We start from the raw sequence: 14,646 nt of genomic DNA, 5'->3' as shown, positions 1-14,646 counted from the left end.
GTTAAACCGGGCTTGCGGGGAGGCAGGCCGGGGACTCTTATCGTAATCGACCATGACATCATCTTTATCACGCCGCTGCGGCGCGACCTTGAAGCCGCTCGCGCTGGCTTCAGCCATTCTTTCGACTGCCGCCGCATCGGCGCAAACCGCCCAGGAGCAAACGCTGGTGCCAGTGGTGGTGACCGCGGCCCGGATCGAGCAGCCGCAAATCGACGCCTTGCCGCACACTACGGTCATCAGCGCCGAAGACATCCGCAATTCGCAGGCGCCGGACTTGCCGGCGTTGCTGCAACGCGAAGCCGGCTTGCAGATCACCCGCGCCGGCGGCCCAGGCCAGCAGGCTTCGCTGTTCATGCGCGGCGCCAATTCGTCGGAAACGCTGATCATGATCGATGGCGTGCCGATCCGGCGCCAGGCTTCGTTCGGCCTGCCTGCGCTTGAAAATATCCTGCCGGACCAGATCGACCACATCGAGATCGTGCGCGGCAACGTGTCAGCGATCTACGGCTCCGGCGCAATCGGCGGCGTGGTGCAGATCTTCACCAAGCGCGGCAACGGCGCACCGGCGTTCAACGCATCGGTCGAAGCCGGTTCGCGCGGCACGTACGAGGGCAATGCCGGCGTCAGCGGCAAGAGCGGCGACACCCGCTACGCACTGTCGCTGACACGCTTCAAGACCAACGGCTTTTCGGCGCAGAATCCCTTGCAGAGCCCGAACGTCAATCCCGACCGCAACGGCGACGGCAATACCAGCGTCTCGGGTTCGGTATCGCAGGAATGGCGCACCGGCAATGAAATCGGCGTCCGCATTTATGCCAACGATGCCAAATACACCTACGACGACGCCTTTGGCACGCCGACCGACCAGAACAACGGCCACTCCAAGAGCCAGTCGCTGGCCCTGTTCAGCAAGAACCGCTTTACCCAGGACTGGACTTCGACGCTGACCCTGTCGCAAAACATCAATCGCGACAATCTCGACGGCCAGAGTATATTCGGCGACAGCAGCAACGCCTACAAGAGCACCCAGAACCTGCTGCAGTGGGCCAACGAACTGCGCCTGTCGCCGACGTGGACGGCGACTGCCGGCGTCGACGCCGGCCGCGAAAAGGCCGATGTCAGCTCGAACAGCAGCTACGGCAATTCCAGCGACAGCTTTTCGCGCTCGACCTCCAGCGCCTATGCCGGCGTGCTCGGCAAGATCGGCCCGCACCAGCTGCAGCTGAACCTGCGCCATGACGATGTCGGCGGTTCCGGTTCGGACAACACCGGCTACCTGGGCTACGGTTTCGCCTTGACCGATAGCGTCAAGCTGATCGCCAATGCATCGACTGCATTCAATGCGCCGACCCCGGCGCAGCTGTTCCAGCCGATCTACGGCAATCCGAACCTCAAGGCGGAACGTTCGAAATCCTACGAGTTGGGCGTGCAATACGCCGCCGGCGCCACCTTGCTGCGGGCCACCCTGTTCGATACCCGTACCCGCGACCAGTTCGGCTACGATCCGCTGACTTCGCAAACGATCAATATCGCCCGCGCCAAGAACCAGGGGCTGGAATTGAGCGCCAGCACCGTGCTGGCTGCCATCGACTGGCGCGCCAGCCTGACCTTGCAGAATCCGAAAGACGAGGCCAGCAACAAGATCCTGGTGCGCCGCGCCAAGACCCTGGGTTCGCTGGGAGCAGCCAAGAGCTTCGGCGCCTGGCGCCTCGGCGCCGATGTGCAATACACCGACAGCCGCAGCGACATCCCTGGCAATCCGCGGCTGGGTACGTACTGGCTGACCAACGCCAATGCGCGTTACCAGCTGAACAAGGAAGTATCCTTGTTCGGCCGCATCGACAATCTGTTCAACCGCGACTACCAGACCGCTTATGGCTATAACCAGCCGTCACGCGGCGTCTTTGTTGGTGTAAATTGGCAGCAATGATAGAAACCGATCTGTCTGCCAGCGGATGACCCACACCATTGACTAGCATCACCACACTGCGCCGCGCCATCCTGATCCTGTGCTGCCTGACGGCAGTCGCGGGATTGGTGCTGTCGCTCGCGGTGCTGTGCGGCAGCAGCGGTTGCGGGCGGCCTTGGGCGGCGGATCAGATCTATCTTTCCTTGCGCCTGCCGCGGGCGCTGACGGCTTTCATCGTCGGCGGCCTGCTGGCGCTGGCCGGGGCGCTGATGCAGGTGCTGTTGCGCAATCCCCTGGCCGATCCCTATGTGCTGGGTTTGTCCGGAGGTTCCGCGGCCGGGGCTTTGTCGGCCTTGCTGGTGGCCGGCCGTTTCGGCTACATGGGCGACGCCGCCGCCGCATCCGGCGCGGCGCTCGGCGCCGGGCTGGCGGTGCTGCTGTTGTTCGGCCTGGCGCGGCAGGCTTTGCGCCGCCTGCCGGATGCCGGCCAGCACAGCGGCCATCGCCTGATCCTGACCGGGGTGATGATCGCCGCCGGTTTCGGCGCCATCGTGACGCTGGTGCTGACGCTGGCCCCTGACGGGCAATTGCGCGGCATGCTGTTCTGGCTGATGGGCGACCTGGAAGACGGGCGCCTGCTGCTGCCGGCGGCCGTGCTGCTTTTGCTGATATTGATCTGGAGTACCCTGAACGCGCGCCAGCTGAACCTGCTGGCGCGCGGCGAAGGATTTGCACAACTGCTGGGAGTGCCGGTGTTGCGCCTGCGTTTGCTGACCCTGTGCGCGGCTTCGCTGGCGACGGCGGCTGCGGTCACGGTGGCCGGCACAATCGGTTTTATCGGCCTGGTGGTGCCGCATGCGATTCGCCTGCTGGTGGGCAACGACCAGCGCATATTGTTGCCGGCCAGCGTGCTGGCAGGCGGCGCCGCGCTGGCGCTGGCGGACCTGGCGGCGCGCACCGTGGTGGCGCCGACCCAGCTGCCGGTGGGAGTGGTCACGGCGCTGGTCGGGGTACCGGTATTCCTGTGGCTGTTGGCGCGGAGCCGCGCATGAACGACGCCACGCCGCCATTGCTGAGCGCCGAACAGCTGACCGTGGGTGTGGGCAGCGGCGTCAGCCATAAAACCTTGTGCAGCAGGCTGGACTGGCAAGTCGCGCCGGGCCAGTTCTGGTGCGTGCTAGGCCGCAACGGCATCGGCAAAACCACTTTACTGCATACGCTGGCCGGCTTGAAACGGCCGGCCGGCGGCCGCGTACTGATTGCAGGCCGTGACATACAGGCTACGTCGGCGCAGCAGCTGGCGCGCCTGCGCGGCTTGCTGGCGCAGCAGCAGGCCGATGCGTTTTCCAGCAGCGTGCTGGCGGCGGTGGTCGCCGGCCGCCATCCCTACCAGTTCGGTTTCGGCTGGGATATGGAGGATGACCGCGCGCTGGCGATGCAGGTGCTGGACCAGGTCAGGATGGCCGCTTTCAGCACGCACGACGTGATGCGCCTGTCGGGCGGCGAGCGGCAGCGGGTGGCGCTGGCGACCTTGCTGGTGCAGGATCCGCTGCTGTTCATGCTGGATGAGCCGACCGCGCACCAGGATGCCGCGGCGCAGATCGTGGTGATGGAGTTGCTGCATAAGGTAGCCAATGCGCTGCAGCCGCAAAAAGCAGTGATCGCGGCTTGCCACGACATCAACCTGGTGGCGCGTTACGCCAGCCATGTGCTGTTGCTGGGCGATGGCCAGGCTTGGCAAGGGCCCACCGGCAGCATACTGCAGCCGGAGATCTTGCAGGCTGCGTTCGGCTGTTCGTTCGAGGTAGTGGAAAACGGCGCACGGCGTTTGTTCATGCCGGTGGCCAGCGTGCTTTAGGTTTAGGGCGGCGGCAGCATCACCGGCGCCGGCTGCGCGCCAGCTCCAGTTTCTGGCATAGCTCGGCAGCGCCATCCAGTATGCGCGGGCCGGGACGGCTCATCCAGTTCGGCGTCAGGGTAAACAGGTTATCGGCGGCGACCGCCGCCATGCCGGGGAAGCGCCGCCAGCCGGCGCTGGGCGAGCTGCCGCCGTCGGCGGCAAAGATCACTTCCGGATTGGCTTGCAGCACGGCTTCGGTGCTGACGGTAGGCGCCAGCTGCGGCAGCTTGCCGAACACGTTTTCACCGCCGCACAAAGCGATCACGCTCGACACCATGTGGCTGTCGTTCAGCGTCATCAGCGGTTTTTTCCAGATCTGGTAAAACACCCGCACCGGCGGCCGCTGGCGGTAGGTCGCATCAAGCTGCGCCAGGCGCGCCTTGAACGCGGCGGCCGCGGCGGCACCGCTGGCCTCGGTGCCGGCCAGCTGCGACAGCCTCAGCAGCGACGTGGCGATGGTTTCCAGCTGGTGCGGTTCGCTTTCGAATACCGGGATGCCGATGGCGCGCAGCCTGGCGACCTGGCTGGCGGAATTGCCGCTGCTCCAGGCCACCACCAGGTCCGGCTTGAGGGCAACGATCCGTTCGATGTCGAGTGCGCTGCTGCTGCCCATCGAGGGTATCTGCTTGGCCGCCGGCGGATAGTCGCTGTAGTCGCTGACGCCGACCACGTAAGCGCCGGCGCCGGCTGCAAACAGCAGTTCGGTAGCGTGCGGCGCCAGGCTGACGATGCGATGCGCCGGGTGCGGCAGCACCACCGCATGCTGCGCATCGTCCCGCACGCTGATGCCTTGCGCGGACGCCGCTGCAGCAGCGCACGACAGCACGGTTGCCGCCGCCGTGGCAGTCCAGCTGCGCGATGTCTTGATGCGGGCGGGCTGCTGCACTGTCGGGTCCGGATTCAGATTTCGAGATTGTCGATCAGGCGCGTGCCGCCCAGCTTGGCGGCGGCCAGCACCACCAGCTTTTCGCCTTGCGCCAGGTCGCCTGCGGCCGGCGCCTGCAAATCGCAGCGCTTGCGGATCGAGATGTAGTCCGGCAGCCAGCCGCGGCCGCGCAGCTGCGCCATCGCCTGCCGCTCCAGTTCAAAGATGTCGAGGTGGCCGGCGCGTACTTCCTCGGCGACCTGGTTGAGCGTCTTGAACAGCGCCGGCGCTTCTGCCCGTTCGTCGGCCGACAGGTACATATTGCGCGACGACAGCGCCAGGCCGTCGTCGGCGCGCCAGGTTTCGGCGGCGATGATTTCAGTCGGCAAGGCGAATTGCTTGGCCATGTTGCGCACGATCATCAGCTGCTGGTAATCCTTCTTGCCGAACACCGCGACGCGCGGCTGGACGCAGGAAAACAGTTTCAGCACGACGGTTGTCACACCGGTAAAGAAGCCGGGGCGGAATTCACCTTCCAGGGTATTGCCGAGGTCGTCAGGCGGCCGCACGCGGAATTCCTGCGGTTCCGGATACAAGTCTTTTTCGGTCGGCGCGAACAGCACGTAGACGCCTTCCTTTTCCAGCTTCTCGACATCGGCGGCGAAGGTGCGCGGATATTTGTCGAAATCCTCGTTGGGGCCGAACTGCAGGCGATTGACGAAAATCGAAGCGACGATAGGATCGCCGTGTTTCTTCGCCAGCCGCATCAGCGACAGGTGGCCTTCATGCAGGTTGCCCATGGTCGGCACGAAAGCGGTGCGCAGCTGGCCGCGCAGCTGGTCGCGTAGCTCTTCAATCGAGGAAATGATTTTCATAATTGTAATAATTGCGGGACAGAGTCGCACGGATAGTGTTTAAGAGCCACCGTAGCGTGGCGAATTACTCTATCCGTGCGACTCTGTCCTCAACTGATTAGAGAAAACGGTTAAATTGTATAGAAAAGTGGCTGAGCGGAATTTAAGAGCCACCATAGAGTGGTCGGATGAGAAAACTATGCGGGAGCATAAGTCGGCGAATAAGCCAGCCGTACGTAAATCGGCGCGAACGGTTCCGCCTGGGTGATTTCAATCAGCGTTTCCTTGGCCAGCTCCAGCATGGCGATGAAATTCACCACCAGCACCGGCACGCCGCGCGAGGGATCGAACAGTTCGGCGAACTCGACAAAACGCGCCGATTGCAGCCGCCGCAGGATCCCGGTCATGTGCTCGCGCACCGACAGTTCTTCGCGGCTGATGGTGTGGTGGGCGGTCAGCTTGGCGCGCTTGATGACGTCGGCCCAGGCTGCCTGCAGGTCGTCCAGGTTGACTTCCGGCCAGCGCGTGACGATGCTTTGCTCGATGTAGATCTGGGTGCGCACATAATCGCGCCCGAGCTGCGGCAGGGCGTCGATTTCGCGCGCGGCCAGCTTCATCTGTTCGTATTCCAGCAGGCGCCGCACCAGTTCGGCGCGCGGATCTTCGGCTTCTTCGCTGTCGGTCTTGCGGACCGGCAGCAGCATGCGCGATTTGATCTCGATCAGCATGGCGGCCATCAGCAGGTACTCGGCCGCCAGCTCCAGGTTGGTGATGCGGATCTGGTCGACGTATTCCAGATATTGCAAGGTGACTTGCGCCATCGGGATGTCGAGGATATTGAAATTCTGTTTGCGGATCAGGTACAGCAGCAGGTCGAGCGGGCCTTCGAATGCTTCCAGGAAGACTTCCAGCGCATCCGGCGGAATGTAGAGATCGGTCGGCATGCGGAACAGCGGCTCGCCGTAAAGGCGCGCAAAAGCCACGCCGTCGATCACGTTCGGCGTCGAATCGGGTTGGCCCTCCAGCGTCAGTTCAGCGGCATCCGACAAATTCTGGCTCATCTGATATCCGGCAGGAACTTAGTGATTGTTCTGGTACACGTAGGGTTGTTGATCGACGCGCGATTCCTTGGTGCGCAGCTGGCTGTCGAGGTCGATCGGCGTCTTGTCCCACAGCAGGGCGCGGCCGGCCAATTGCTGTTCTTCCAGCTTGGGATTGTTTTGCTTGAGTTCTTCGACGAACTTGGTGATGTCGGACTGATAACCGTTGATTTGTTTGGAGAATTTCATGGCTGCTTTGATAATCCGGTGGGAGTAGCCGCTATTTTATGCTATTTCCCGGCCGCCGCAGCGGTTTGTCGTCGGCGCCAATATGCATAAGGCAATTGATGAACGATATACTTGGGCAATACCGGATGAAGGAGTCAGCATGAAATTATGGGTACGCAGCGTTTTGGCAGTCATTCTGCCCTTCATGGTCGCGGCTTGTGATCAAAATGGCAATTTCATACAGGAGGCCGGATTGGAAAAATTGAGCCGCGGCGTATCGACCGAAGCGGACGTCCGCAACGCCATGGGCCAGCCGGATACCGTATGGGAAGCGGAAAGCGGCGAGCGCTCCCTGGAATATCCGAAAGGACCGGCCGGCGCCCGCACCTGGATCTTCTATATCGGCAAGGACGGCAAGCTGAGCGATTACAAGCAAGTCTTGACCGAAGAGAATTTCGCCAGGATCAAGGTCGGCATGAACAAGGAAGAAGTGCGCAGGATGCTCGGCAGGCCGCGCACCGTGGTGCAGTTTACAAGGAAGAACGAGGAAGTGTGGGACTGGCGCTATACCCAGAGCGACGCCAGCCAGGCTTTCTTCAATGTGCACATGGATATCACCAGCGGACTGGTGACCGGCACTTCAGTGTCGCAGGTCTACGGACACTGATCTACGGAGACTGATGCCGCGCGTTAGCGTTTCAGCCAGCGCCGCATCACGATAGGCGGTTCTTCCAGCGGGTTGGCGCGGGTGTATTCGAGTTCCGGCGCCAGCTCGAATTCGAATACCGCATACAGGTCGACTACCCGGGTCTGGTCAGCGCGCACCGCCAGCCGCAGCTCATTGACGTCGGCGCCGCGGGCGCGGTGGATCAGCGCTTCCATCAGGTGCTGCGACAGGCCTTGGCCGCGATAGGTGTGCAGCACGCCCATGCGCAGGATTTCCCAGACGTCGGTTTCGGTATCGGTCGGCAGCCAGCGTGCCGATCCGATCGGTTTTTCATCCAGCTGCAAGATGAAGCCGCCGCCGCGCTGCAAGTCGTGCAGCACCCGTTCCGTGCTTTCGCGATGGCCGCTGGAGCTGGCCGCGACCCGTTCGGCCCAGCAGGCGCGAGTCACGCCGGCGATCAGCGCGGCATCGTCGGCATTGGCTTCGCGGACTTGCAGGTTCATCCGGCGCGGCTCTTAGCTGACGCGCATGCCCGGCTCGGCGCCTGGCCACGGATTGAGCACATAGATGCCCGGATTGGCTTTGCCGTCGGCGGCCGAGGCTGCCAGCACCATGCCTTCCGAAATGCCGAACTTCATCTTGCGCGGCGCCAGGTTGGCCACCATCACCGTCAGCTTGCCGACCAGTTCTTCCGGCTGGTAGGAAGACTTGATGCCCGAGAATACATTGCGCAAACGGCCTTCGCCGACATCCAGGGTCAGCCGCAGCAGCTTGTCGGAACCGTCCACATGTTCGCAATTGACGATCTTGGCGATGCGCAGGTCAACCTTGACGAAATCGTCGATCTTGATTTCGGCGGCCAGCGGCTCGATGGCGCTGCCGGCGTTATCCGCGGCGGCGGCTTCTGCCGGGACCGCAGCAGCCGGTGCGTCAAACAAGGCGTCCAGCATCTTCGGCTCGACCCGCGTCATCAGGTGCGAGTAGGCGTTGATGCGATGGCCGTCAGCCAGCGGCCGGCCGACATCGGCCCATGCCAGCGGCGCGATTTGCAGGAAATTTTCGACCTGCGCCGCCAGCGCCGGCAACACCGGTTTCAGGTAGATGGTCAGGATCCGGAACGCTTCCAGCAAGCGGCTGCAGACTTCGTGCAGGGCCGCTTCCTTGCTGGGGTCCTTGGCCAGCTCCCATGGCTTGTTGGCGTCGACGTAGGCGTTGATGAGGTCGGCCTGCTCCATCACCGCGCGCAGCGCCTTGCCGTATTCGCGGCCATCGTACAGCGCCTGGATATCGCCGGCGACGCCGCGCAACCTGGCCAGGAACGGATCGCTGCCGGTGGCCCAGGCGGTGCTCAGCTTGCCGTCGAATTTCTTGGCGATGAAACCGGCGGCGCGGCTGGCGATGTTGATGTACTTGCCGATCAGGTCGGAATTCACGCGCGCCACAAAATCTTCCGGGTTGAAATCGATGTCTTCCACTTTCGCGCTCAGCTTGGCGGCGATGTAATAGCGCATCCATTCCGGGTTCATGCCCAGTTCCAGGTAGCGCAGCGGCGAGATGCCGGTGCCGCGCGATTTCGACATTTTTTCGCCGGAGACGGTCAGGAAGCCGTGCACGAAGACGTTGTTCGGCACTTTCAAGCCCGAGAAGTGCAGCATCGCCGGCCAGAACAGCGTATGGAAGTAGGTGATGTCCTTGCCGATGAAGTGATACTGCTCGGTCTTCGGATCGGCCATGAAGGCGTCGTAGTCGCGCCCGGTCTTGCCGAAATAGTTTTTCAGCGAAGCCAGGTAGCCCACCGGCGCATCCAGCCAGACGTAGAAATACTTGCCCGGCTCATCCGGGATCTCGATGCCGAAATAAGGCGCATCGCGGCTGATGTCCCAGTCGCCCATGCCGCCGTCGCTTTCCAGCCATTCCTTGGCCTTGTTGGCGACTTCCGATTGCAGGCGTGGTTTGCCGTCGGCGTTGCCCAGGGCCCAGCCGCGCAGGAATTCCACGCATTGCGGATCGGACAGCCTGAAGAAAAAGTGTTCCGACGATTTCATCACCGGCGTCGCGCCGGTCAGTGTCGAGTAGGGATTCTTCAGGTCGGTAGGCGCATACACCGAGCTGCACACTTCGCAGGAATCGCCGTACTGGTCCTTGGCGCCGCATTTCGGGCATTCGCCCTTGATGTAGCGGTCCGGCAGGAACATGTTCTTGACCGGGTCGAAGAACTGCTCGATGGTCTTGGTCGAGATGAAGCCCGCTGCCTTCAGCTTGCGATAGATGTCGCGCGACAGCGCGTGGTTTTCCGGGCCGTCGGTCGAATGCCAGTTGTCGAAGGCGATATGGAAGCCGTCCAGGTATTGCTTGCGGCCGGCGGCGATCTGCGCCACGAATTCCTGCGGCGTGATGCCGGCCTTTTCGGCGGCGATCATGATCGGCGCGCCATGGGCATCGTCGGCGCCGACGAAATTGACTTCATGCCCCTGCATTCGCTGGAACCGCACCCAGATGTCGGCCTGGATATATTCCATGATGTGGCCGATATGAAACGCTGCATTGGCGTAAGGCAGGGCGGTAGTGACGAATAGCTGGCGAGGAGTTGAAGTCAAAGTAATGCTCATTTGGCAATGATTTTGCAACGGCAAGCGCTGCTGGTTGGAATAAAAGAGTGATTTTAGCAGTGACAGGCCGGTCTCTGCTCTAATCCTTGCGCCTGTCCTCGTTTGCGCCGCGGCAGCGGCAGCGGAAAAGCGGCGATTTGGTTTAGACTTGGCGCATCTTATCAAGAACGTGCAGAGGAAAAGCAATGAGCGTCACGATTGAAGCGGTCAAGGCAGCGTTGTCCAGTGTGATCGACCCGAATACCGGCAAGGACCTGGTGAGCAGCAAATCGGCCAGGAATATCCGTCTGGAGGGCGCCGACGTATTGTTCGACGTTGAACTGGACTATCCGGCCAAGAGCCAGTTTGCACTGATCGGCGACGCCGCGGCCGCCGCGGTCGGCGCGCTGGACGGGGTCGGCAAGGCCACCCCGCATGTCTATTCGAAAATCCAGTCGCATGCGGTGCAGCGCGGCGTCAAGCTGATGTCCAACATCAAGAACATCATCGCGGTGGCGTCCGGCAAGGGCGGCGTCGGTAAATCGACCACCGCGGTCAACCTGGCGCTGGCGCTGGCGGCGGAAGGCGCGCAGGTCGGCATCCTCGACGCCGATATCTACGGCCCTTCGCAGCCGATGATGATGGGCATCAGCGGCCGCCCTGAAACCAAGGACGGCAAGACCATGGAGCCGCTGGAAAACCATGGCTTGCAAGTGTCGAGCATCGGCTTCATGGTCGATCCCGACGAACCCATGGTGTGGCGCGGCCCGATCGTCACCCAGGCCTTGCAGCAGCTGCTGGACCAGACCAACTGGCGCGACCTCGATTACCTGATCGTCGACATGCCGCCCGGCACCGGCGACATCCAGCTGACCTTGTCGCAAAAAGTGCCGGTGACCGGCGCCGTGATCGTCACCACGCCGCAGGACATTGCCTTGCTGGATGCGCGCAAGGGCTTGAAGATGTTCGAGAAGGTCGGCATCCCGATCCTCGGCATCGTGGAAAACATGAGCACCCATATCTGCTCCAATTGCGGCCACGCTGAAGCCATCTTCGGCGAAGGCGGCGGCGCCAGGATGTGCGGCGAGTACGGTGTCGAATTCCTCGGCGCCTTGCCGCTGACCATGTCGATCCGCCAGCAGACCGATTCCGGCAAGCCGACCGTGGTGGCCGAACCCGACGGCCCGGTGGCGCACATCTATAAAGAGATTGCGCGCAAGGTGGCGATCAAGGTGGCGGAAAAGGCCAAGGACATGAGCAGCAAGTTTCCTACCATCGTGATCAAGAACGACTAAGGCGAAGCTGCGGCGGCTGCTTTTATTATCAGGGCGCGCCGGGAATGTCATGGTGGATCGCCAGCCAGATGGTGGGCTGGGCCGCATCGGTCCATTCGATGCGGTGGCGGCAGTGTGCGGGGATGTGCAGCCAGGCGCCGGGCAGCATGACGTGTTCGGCGCCGCCGCCTTCCAGGGTCAATCCGGCGCTGCCGCTGAGCAGCAGCACCCATTCTTCCTGCGGGCTGTCGTACCAGAAGCCGGGCGGACTGGCCTGGCCGCTGGAAACGATGCGCTCGATTTTCAGGCCGCCGTGCTGATGCAGAAGTTCGAACACTTCTGCTGAACTGTCCGGCGGCAGCCCGGTCAACAGATTGCCATGGGCAATTTGCATGGTGGTCTCCTTATCTATGGCAGCGATGTATTATTGCACCCGGTGCATTGCACGGATTTTATGCAGGTTTTCCCGCCTCATTTTCCACCGCATTTTCCACCGCATTTTCCACCTAAAGGACAAGGCAATGAAATCACGAATTTTTTCGCTACTGTTTTCCGCGACCCTGCTGAGCGCCAGCCTGTTGCCGCAAATGGCCCAGGCCGCATCGGTCTCCTTCCTTGAACCGGCCGACGGCGCGGTAGTCAGCAGCCCGTTCACCGTCAAGTTCGGCGTCAGCGGCATGGAAGTCAAGCCGGCCGGCGACATGACGGCGAATACCGGCCACCATCACCTGCTGATCAATGAAGACAGCATCCCGGCCGGACAGTCGATCCCGATCGACGACAAGCATTTGCATTTTGGCAAGGGGCAGACCGAAACCAGCGTCACGCTGCCGCCAGGGAAATACAAGCTGACCATGCAATTCGCCAACGGCGCCCACCAGTCTTACGGTCCTGAGCTGAGCAAAACCATCAACGTCACCGTCAAATAGCCGATAACCCCGGCCATCGCCGTTTCCATCCGCTGCTGCAACGCGGTAAAATGAGGTTTTCCTTGATAACGGCTTTGGCAATCCAAGGCCGTTTTTATTTACCATGACTGCCAGCACTCCAGCATCTACTGCTTCATCGAAACCGGTACGCACCCGTTTTGCTCCTAGCCCAACCGGTTACCTGCACCTGGGCGGCGCCCGCACCGCGCTGTTTTCCTGGGCTTATGCACGCCATTTCGGCGGCACTTTCGTGCTGCGCATCGAAGATACCGACCTCGAGCGTTCGACGCCCGAGGCGGTGCAGGCGATTGTCGACGGCATGCAATGGCTGGGTTTGCAGCACGACGAAGGCCCGTTCTACCAGATGCGGCGCATGGACCGCTATCGCGAAGTGATCGGGCAGATGCTGCAAGCGGGCACGGCTTATCACTGCTACTCGTCGCCGGAAGAAGTCGAAGCGATGCGCGAACGCATGCGCGCCGCCGGCGAAAAACCGCGCTACGACGGCACCTGGCGTCCGGAGCCGGGCAAGACCTTGCCGCCGGTTCCTGCCGACCGCAAGCCGGTGGTGCGGTTCAAGAATCCGCTTGACGGCGACGTCAGCTGGGATGATGTGGTCAAGGGCAATATCACCATCTCGAACCGCGAAATGGACGACCTGGTGATCGCTCGCCCGGACGGTACGCCGACCTATAATTTCTGTGTGGTGGTGGACGACTGGGATATGGGGATTACCCACGTGATCCGCGGCGACGATCATGTCAACAATACGCCGCGCCAGATCAATATCCTGAAAGCCCTGGGCGCGGCCTTGCCGCTGTACGGCCATGTGCCGATGATCCTGGGCGCGGACGGTGAAAAACTGTCGAAGCGCCACGGCGCTGTCAGCGTGATGGATTATCCGGCGCAAGGCTACCTGCCGGAAGCGATGCTGAACTACCTGGCGCGCCTCGGCTGGAGCCATGGCGACGAAGAGATTTTCAGCATGGAACAGTTTTGCAGCTGGTTCGACCTCGATCACCTGTCGAAATCGCCGGCGCAATTTAATCCTGAAAAATTGGCCTGGATCAACAATCACTACATCAAGCTGGCCGACAATGCGCGCCTGGCGGCGATGGTCAAGCCGCTGATGGAACAGGACGGCGCCGATTTCAGCAACGCCCCGGATCTGCCGAAAGTGATCGGCCTGCTGAAAGAGCGCGCCAATACCGTCAATGAAATCGCAACCGCGGCCATGCTGTTCTATCGCCGGCCGGCGCCGGATGCGGCATTGCTGACGCAGCACTTTACTGACGCGGTCAAACCGGCGCTGGCCGATTTCGCCGCGCGCTGCGCGACGGTCGAGTGGACCAAGGAAAGCCTGTCGCCGATGATCAAGGAAGTGCTGGCGGCGCACCAGCTGAAGATGCCGCAGATCGCGATGCCGCTGCGCCTGATGCTGACCGGACAGTTGCAGACACCGGCGATTGATGCGGTGCTTGAGTTGTTGGGCCGTGAGGCCGTGATCGCACGTTTGCAACCGTATCTGGCGTAAAACTGCAATAAATCTGCAAATCGGGATTTACAAGCTCTAAATAAGCTTGCTATAATCTCGCTTCTGCAAACGGGGGTATAGCTCAGCTGGGAGAGCGCTTGCATGGCATGCAAGAGGTCAGCGGTTCGATCCCGCTTACCTCCACCAGCACATAGTAGTAAGGCAGCAACGTAGTACGGACAGAAAATGTCCCCATCGTCTAGAGGCCTAGGACATCACCCTTTCACGGTGAGTACGGGGGTTCGAATCCCCCTGGGGACGCCAGAATTATCTTGGTATCGGCAGGAAAGCGAGCAAAAAACGGTCGCAGATTTTCGATAGCAAGTGTGTTCGATACAATCAATGAGGCCGCCAATTGCGGCCTTTATTGTTTCTGTAAGTAGTATGGATCAGGTCAGTAACACGGACAGATTTTTGTCCCCATCGTCTAGAGGCCTAGGACATCACCCTTTCACGGTGAGTACGGGGGTTCGAATCCCCCTGGGGACGCCAGAATGAAAAAGCCCGCGCAAGCGGGCTCAGGTTGCTGACGAACCCACCATTTTTTGGTGGGTTTTATTTTTTGTGGGTCGAATTAAGGCGTGGGCTTAAAAAACAGGCGATCGGCAGAAGAAAGCGTCATGCAAGAGGAAATGGCGCATCAAGGCGTATGTGCGGTCGAAATGGACGTTTAAAGAAGCTAAAAGCCGCGCCAGCAGCAGCGCGATCTTCTTCATATTCTGGCAAGCAGCCCCCAGTAGACATTGCTCGGCAAGCTTGCGCAAGCCACGCATCTTTGCGTAGCGATGACCATGCAATTGCTTGGCGTCGGCGAAGCTGCGTTCCACCGTTTCCTTGCGTCGCGCGTAAATACGCTTG

15 protein-coding genes and 3 tRNA genes are annotated in these 14,646 nt (G+C 61.5%); 10 read left to right on the top strand and 8 right to left on the bottom strand.

Features of this window, described 5'->3' with window-relative positions:
* Positions 1-52 precede the first annotated feature (52 nt).
* From BM062_RS23560 to BM062_RS23550, 3 genes are read left to right on the top strand one after another with little or no spacing between them, the layout of a single operon-like run.
* Entirely contained in the window at positions 53-1,930 is a 1,878-nt protein-coding gene (locus tag BM062_RS23560) for a TonB-dependent receptor plug domain-containing protein (RefSeq protein ID WP_092401771.1), read from the top strand.
* A gap of 38 nt (positions 1,931-1,968) precedes the next feature.
* Positions 1,969-2,961 (top strand): FecCD family ABC transporter permease, encoded by a 993-nt coding sequence (locus BM062_RS23555; RefSeq protein WP_254785231.1) that lies wholly within the window; start codon positions 1,969-1,971, stop codon positions 2,959-2,961.
* A complete protein-coding gene (locus tag BM062_RS23550; protein WP_254785230.1) occupies positions 2,958-3,767 on the top strand; it encodes an ABC transporter ATP-binding protein in 810 nt (269 codons plus the stop codon). Before BM062_RS23555 ends, BM062_RS23550 begins: the two co-directional genes overlap by 4 nt.
* A 19-nt stretch (positions 3,768-3,786) precedes the next feature.
* Here BM062_RS23550 and BM062_RS23545 read toward each other — a convergent pair whose 3' ends face one another.
* The 4 genes from BM062_RS23545 to BM062_RS23530 all read right to left on the bottom strand — a co-directional run bounded on the left by BM062_RS23545 (position 3,787) and on the right by BM062_RS23530 (position 6,817).
* Positions 3,787-4,695, bottom strand: coding sequence for a cobalamin-binding protein (locus BM062_RS23545; protein WP_092401765.1), 909 nt, complete (start codon positions 4,693-4,695; stop codon positions 3,787-3,789).
* 14 nt (positions 4,696-4,709) lie between these two features.
* A complete protein-coding gene (panC, locus tag BM062_RS23540; protein ID WP_092401763.1) occupies positions 4,710-5,549 on the bottom strand; it encodes a pantoate--beta-alanine ligase in 840 nt (279 codons plus the stop codon).
* A 176-nt stretch (positions 5,550-5,725) separates the two neighbouring features.
* Positions 5,726-6,589 carry a segregation and condensation protein A gene (locus tag BM062_RS23535; RefSeq protein ID WP_092401760.1) on the bottom strand — a complete coding sequence of 288 codons (864 nt, stop codon included), beginning with the start codon at positions 6,587-6,589 and terminating at the stop codon, positions 5,726-5,728.
* An 18-nt stretch (positions 6,590-6,607) separates the two neighbouring features.
* A complete protein-coding gene (locus tag BM062_RS23530; protein ID WP_092401757.1) occupies positions 6,608-6,817 on the bottom strand; it encodes a DUF3460 family protein in 210 nt (69 codons plus the stop codon).
* A gap of 232 nt (positions 6,818-7,049) precedes the next feature.
* Between BM062_RS23530 and bamE the strand changes: the two genes are divergently transcribed.
* Positions 7,050-7,463, top strand: a complete 414-nt coding sequence (bamE, locus tag BM062_RS23525; protein WP_254785229.1) for an outer membrane protein assembly factor BamE domain-containing protein — start codon at positions 7,050-7,052, stop codon at positions 7,461-7,463.
* Between the two features lie 23 nt (positions 7,464-7,486).
* Here bamE and BM062_RS23520 read toward each other — a convergent pair whose 3' ends face one another.
* Entirely contained in the window at positions 7,487-7,966 is a 480-nt protein-coding gene (locus BM062_RS23520; protein WP_092401750.1) for a GNAT family N-acetyltransferase, read from the bottom strand.
* Between the two features lie 12 nt (positions 7,967-7,978).
* Positions 7,979-10,072 carry a methionine--tRNA ligase gene (metG, locus tag BM062_RS23515; protein WP_092401747.1) on the bottom strand — a complete coding sequence of 698 codons (2,094 nt, stop codon included), beginning with the start codon at positions 10,070-10,072 and terminating at the stop codon, positions 7,979-7,981.
* A 185-nt stretch (positions 10,073-10,257) separates the two neighbouring features.
* On the opposite strand from metG, the gene apbC reads away from it, so the two are divergent.
* The gene (gene apbC / locus BM062_RS23510) at positions 10,258-11,346 is read left to right on the top strand and encodes an iron-sulfur cluster carrier protein ApbC (protein WP_092401744.1); all 1,089 of its coding nucleotides are present in this window, start codon (positions 10,258-10,260) and stop codon (positions 11,344-11,346) included.
* Between the two features lie 28 nt (positions 11,347-11,374).
* Here the strand turns inward: apbC and BM062_RS23505 are convergent, their stop codons facing one another.
* Positions 11,375-11,719 carry a cupin domain-containing protein gene (locus BM062_RS23505; protein WP_092401741.1) on the bottom strand — a complete coding sequence of 115 codons (345 nt, stop codon included), beginning with the start codon at positions 11,717-11,719 and terminating at the stop codon, positions 11,375-11,377.
* Between the two features lie 127 nt (positions 11,720-11,846).
* On the opposite strand from BM062_RS23505, the gene BM062_RS23500 reads away from it, so the two are divergent.
* The 5 genes from BM062_RS23500 to BM062_RS23480 all read left to right on the top strand — a co-directional run bounded on the left by BM062_RS23500 (position 11,847) and on the right by BM062_RS23480 (position 14,280).
* A complete protein-coding gene (locus BM062_RS23500; RefSeq protein WP_092401738.1) occupies positions 11,847-12,254 on the top strand; it encodes a DUF4399 domain-containing protein in 408 nt (135 codons plus the stop codon).
* A gap of 103 nt (positions 12,255-12,357) precedes the next feature.
* Positions 12,358-13,788 carry a glutamate--tRNA ligase gene (gene gltX, locus BM062_RS23495; protein WP_092401735.1) on the top strand — a complete coding sequence of 477 codons (1,431 nt, stop codon included), beginning with the start codon at positions 12,358-12,360 and terminating at the stop codon, positions 13,786-13,788.
* Positions 13,789-13,859: 71 nt separating this feature from the next.
* Positions 13,860-13,935 (top strand) — tRNA-Ala (locus BM062_RS23490).
* A gap of 41 nt (positions 13,936-13,976) precedes the next feature.
* Positions 13,977-14,052: transfer RNA gene (locus tag BM062_RS23485), tRNA-Glu, on the top strand.
* Between the two features lie 152 nt (positions 14,053-14,204).
* Positions 14,205-14,280, top strand: a tRNA-Glu gene (locus tag BM062_RS23480).
* A gap of 95 nt (positions 14,281-14,375) precedes the next feature.
* Here the strand turns inward: BM062_RS23480 and BM062_RS26050 are convergent.
* The coding region (locus BM062_RS26050) for a transposase (RefSeq protein WP_254785217.1) at positions 14,376-14,646 on the bottom strand (271 nt) is incomplete at its 5' end.

Source organism: Collimonas sp. OK412 (assembly GCF_900112135.1).
Classification (GTDB): domain Bacteria; phylum Pseudomonadota; class Gammaproteobacteria; order Burkholderiales; family Burkholderiaceae_D; genus Collimonas; species Collimonas rhizosphaerae.
This window is presented reverse-complemented; position numbering and strand designations above follow the sequence as displayed.

Excerpts from the sequence above, each read along its gene's own strand:
- BM062_RS23560 (WP_092401771.1), top strand. The coding sequence starts at position 53 with ATGACATCATCTTTATCACGCCGCTGCGGCGCGACCTTGAAGCCGCTC.
- BM062_RS23550 (WP_254785230.1), top strand. The coding sequence starts at position 2,958 with ATGAACGACGCCACGCCGCCATTGCTGAGCGCCGAACAGCTGACCGTG.
- panC (WP_092401763.1), bottom strand. The coding sequence starts at position 5,549 with ATGAAAATCATTTCCTCGATTGAAGAGCTACGCGACCAGCTGCGCGGC.
- BM062_RS23535 (WP_092401760.1), bottom strand. The coding sequence starts at position 6,589 with ATGAGCCAGAATTTGTCGGATGCCGCTGAACTGACGCTGGAGGGCCAA.
- BM062_RS23530 (WP_092401757.1), bottom strand. The coding sequence starts at position 6,817 with ATGAAATTCTCCAAACAAATCAACGGTTATCAGTCCGACATCACCAAG.
- BM062_RS23520 (WP_092401750.1), bottom strand. The coding sequence starts at position 7,966 with ATGAACCTGCAAGTCCGCGAAGCCAATGCCGACGATGCCGCGCTGATC.
- metG (WP_092401747.1), bottom strand. The coding sequence starts at position 10,072 with ATGAGCATTACTTTGACTTCAACTCCTCGCCAGCTATTCGTCACTACC.
- apbC (WP_092401744.1), top strand. The coding sequence starts at position 10,258 with ATGAGCGTCACGATTGAAGCGGTCAAGGCAGCGTTGTCCAGTGTGATC.
- BM062_RS23505 (WP_092401741.1), bottom strand. The coding sequence starts at position 11,719 with ATGCAAATTGCCCATGGCAATCTGTTGACCGGGCTGCCGCCGGACAGT.
- BM062_RS23500 (WP_092401738.1), top strand. The coding sequence starts at position 11,847 with ATGAAATCACGAATTTTTTCGCTACTGTTTTCCGCGACCCTGCTGAGC.
- gltX (WP_092401735.1), top strand. The coding sequence starts at position 12,358 with ATGACTGCCAGCACTCCAGCATCTACTGCTTCATCGAAACCGGTACGC.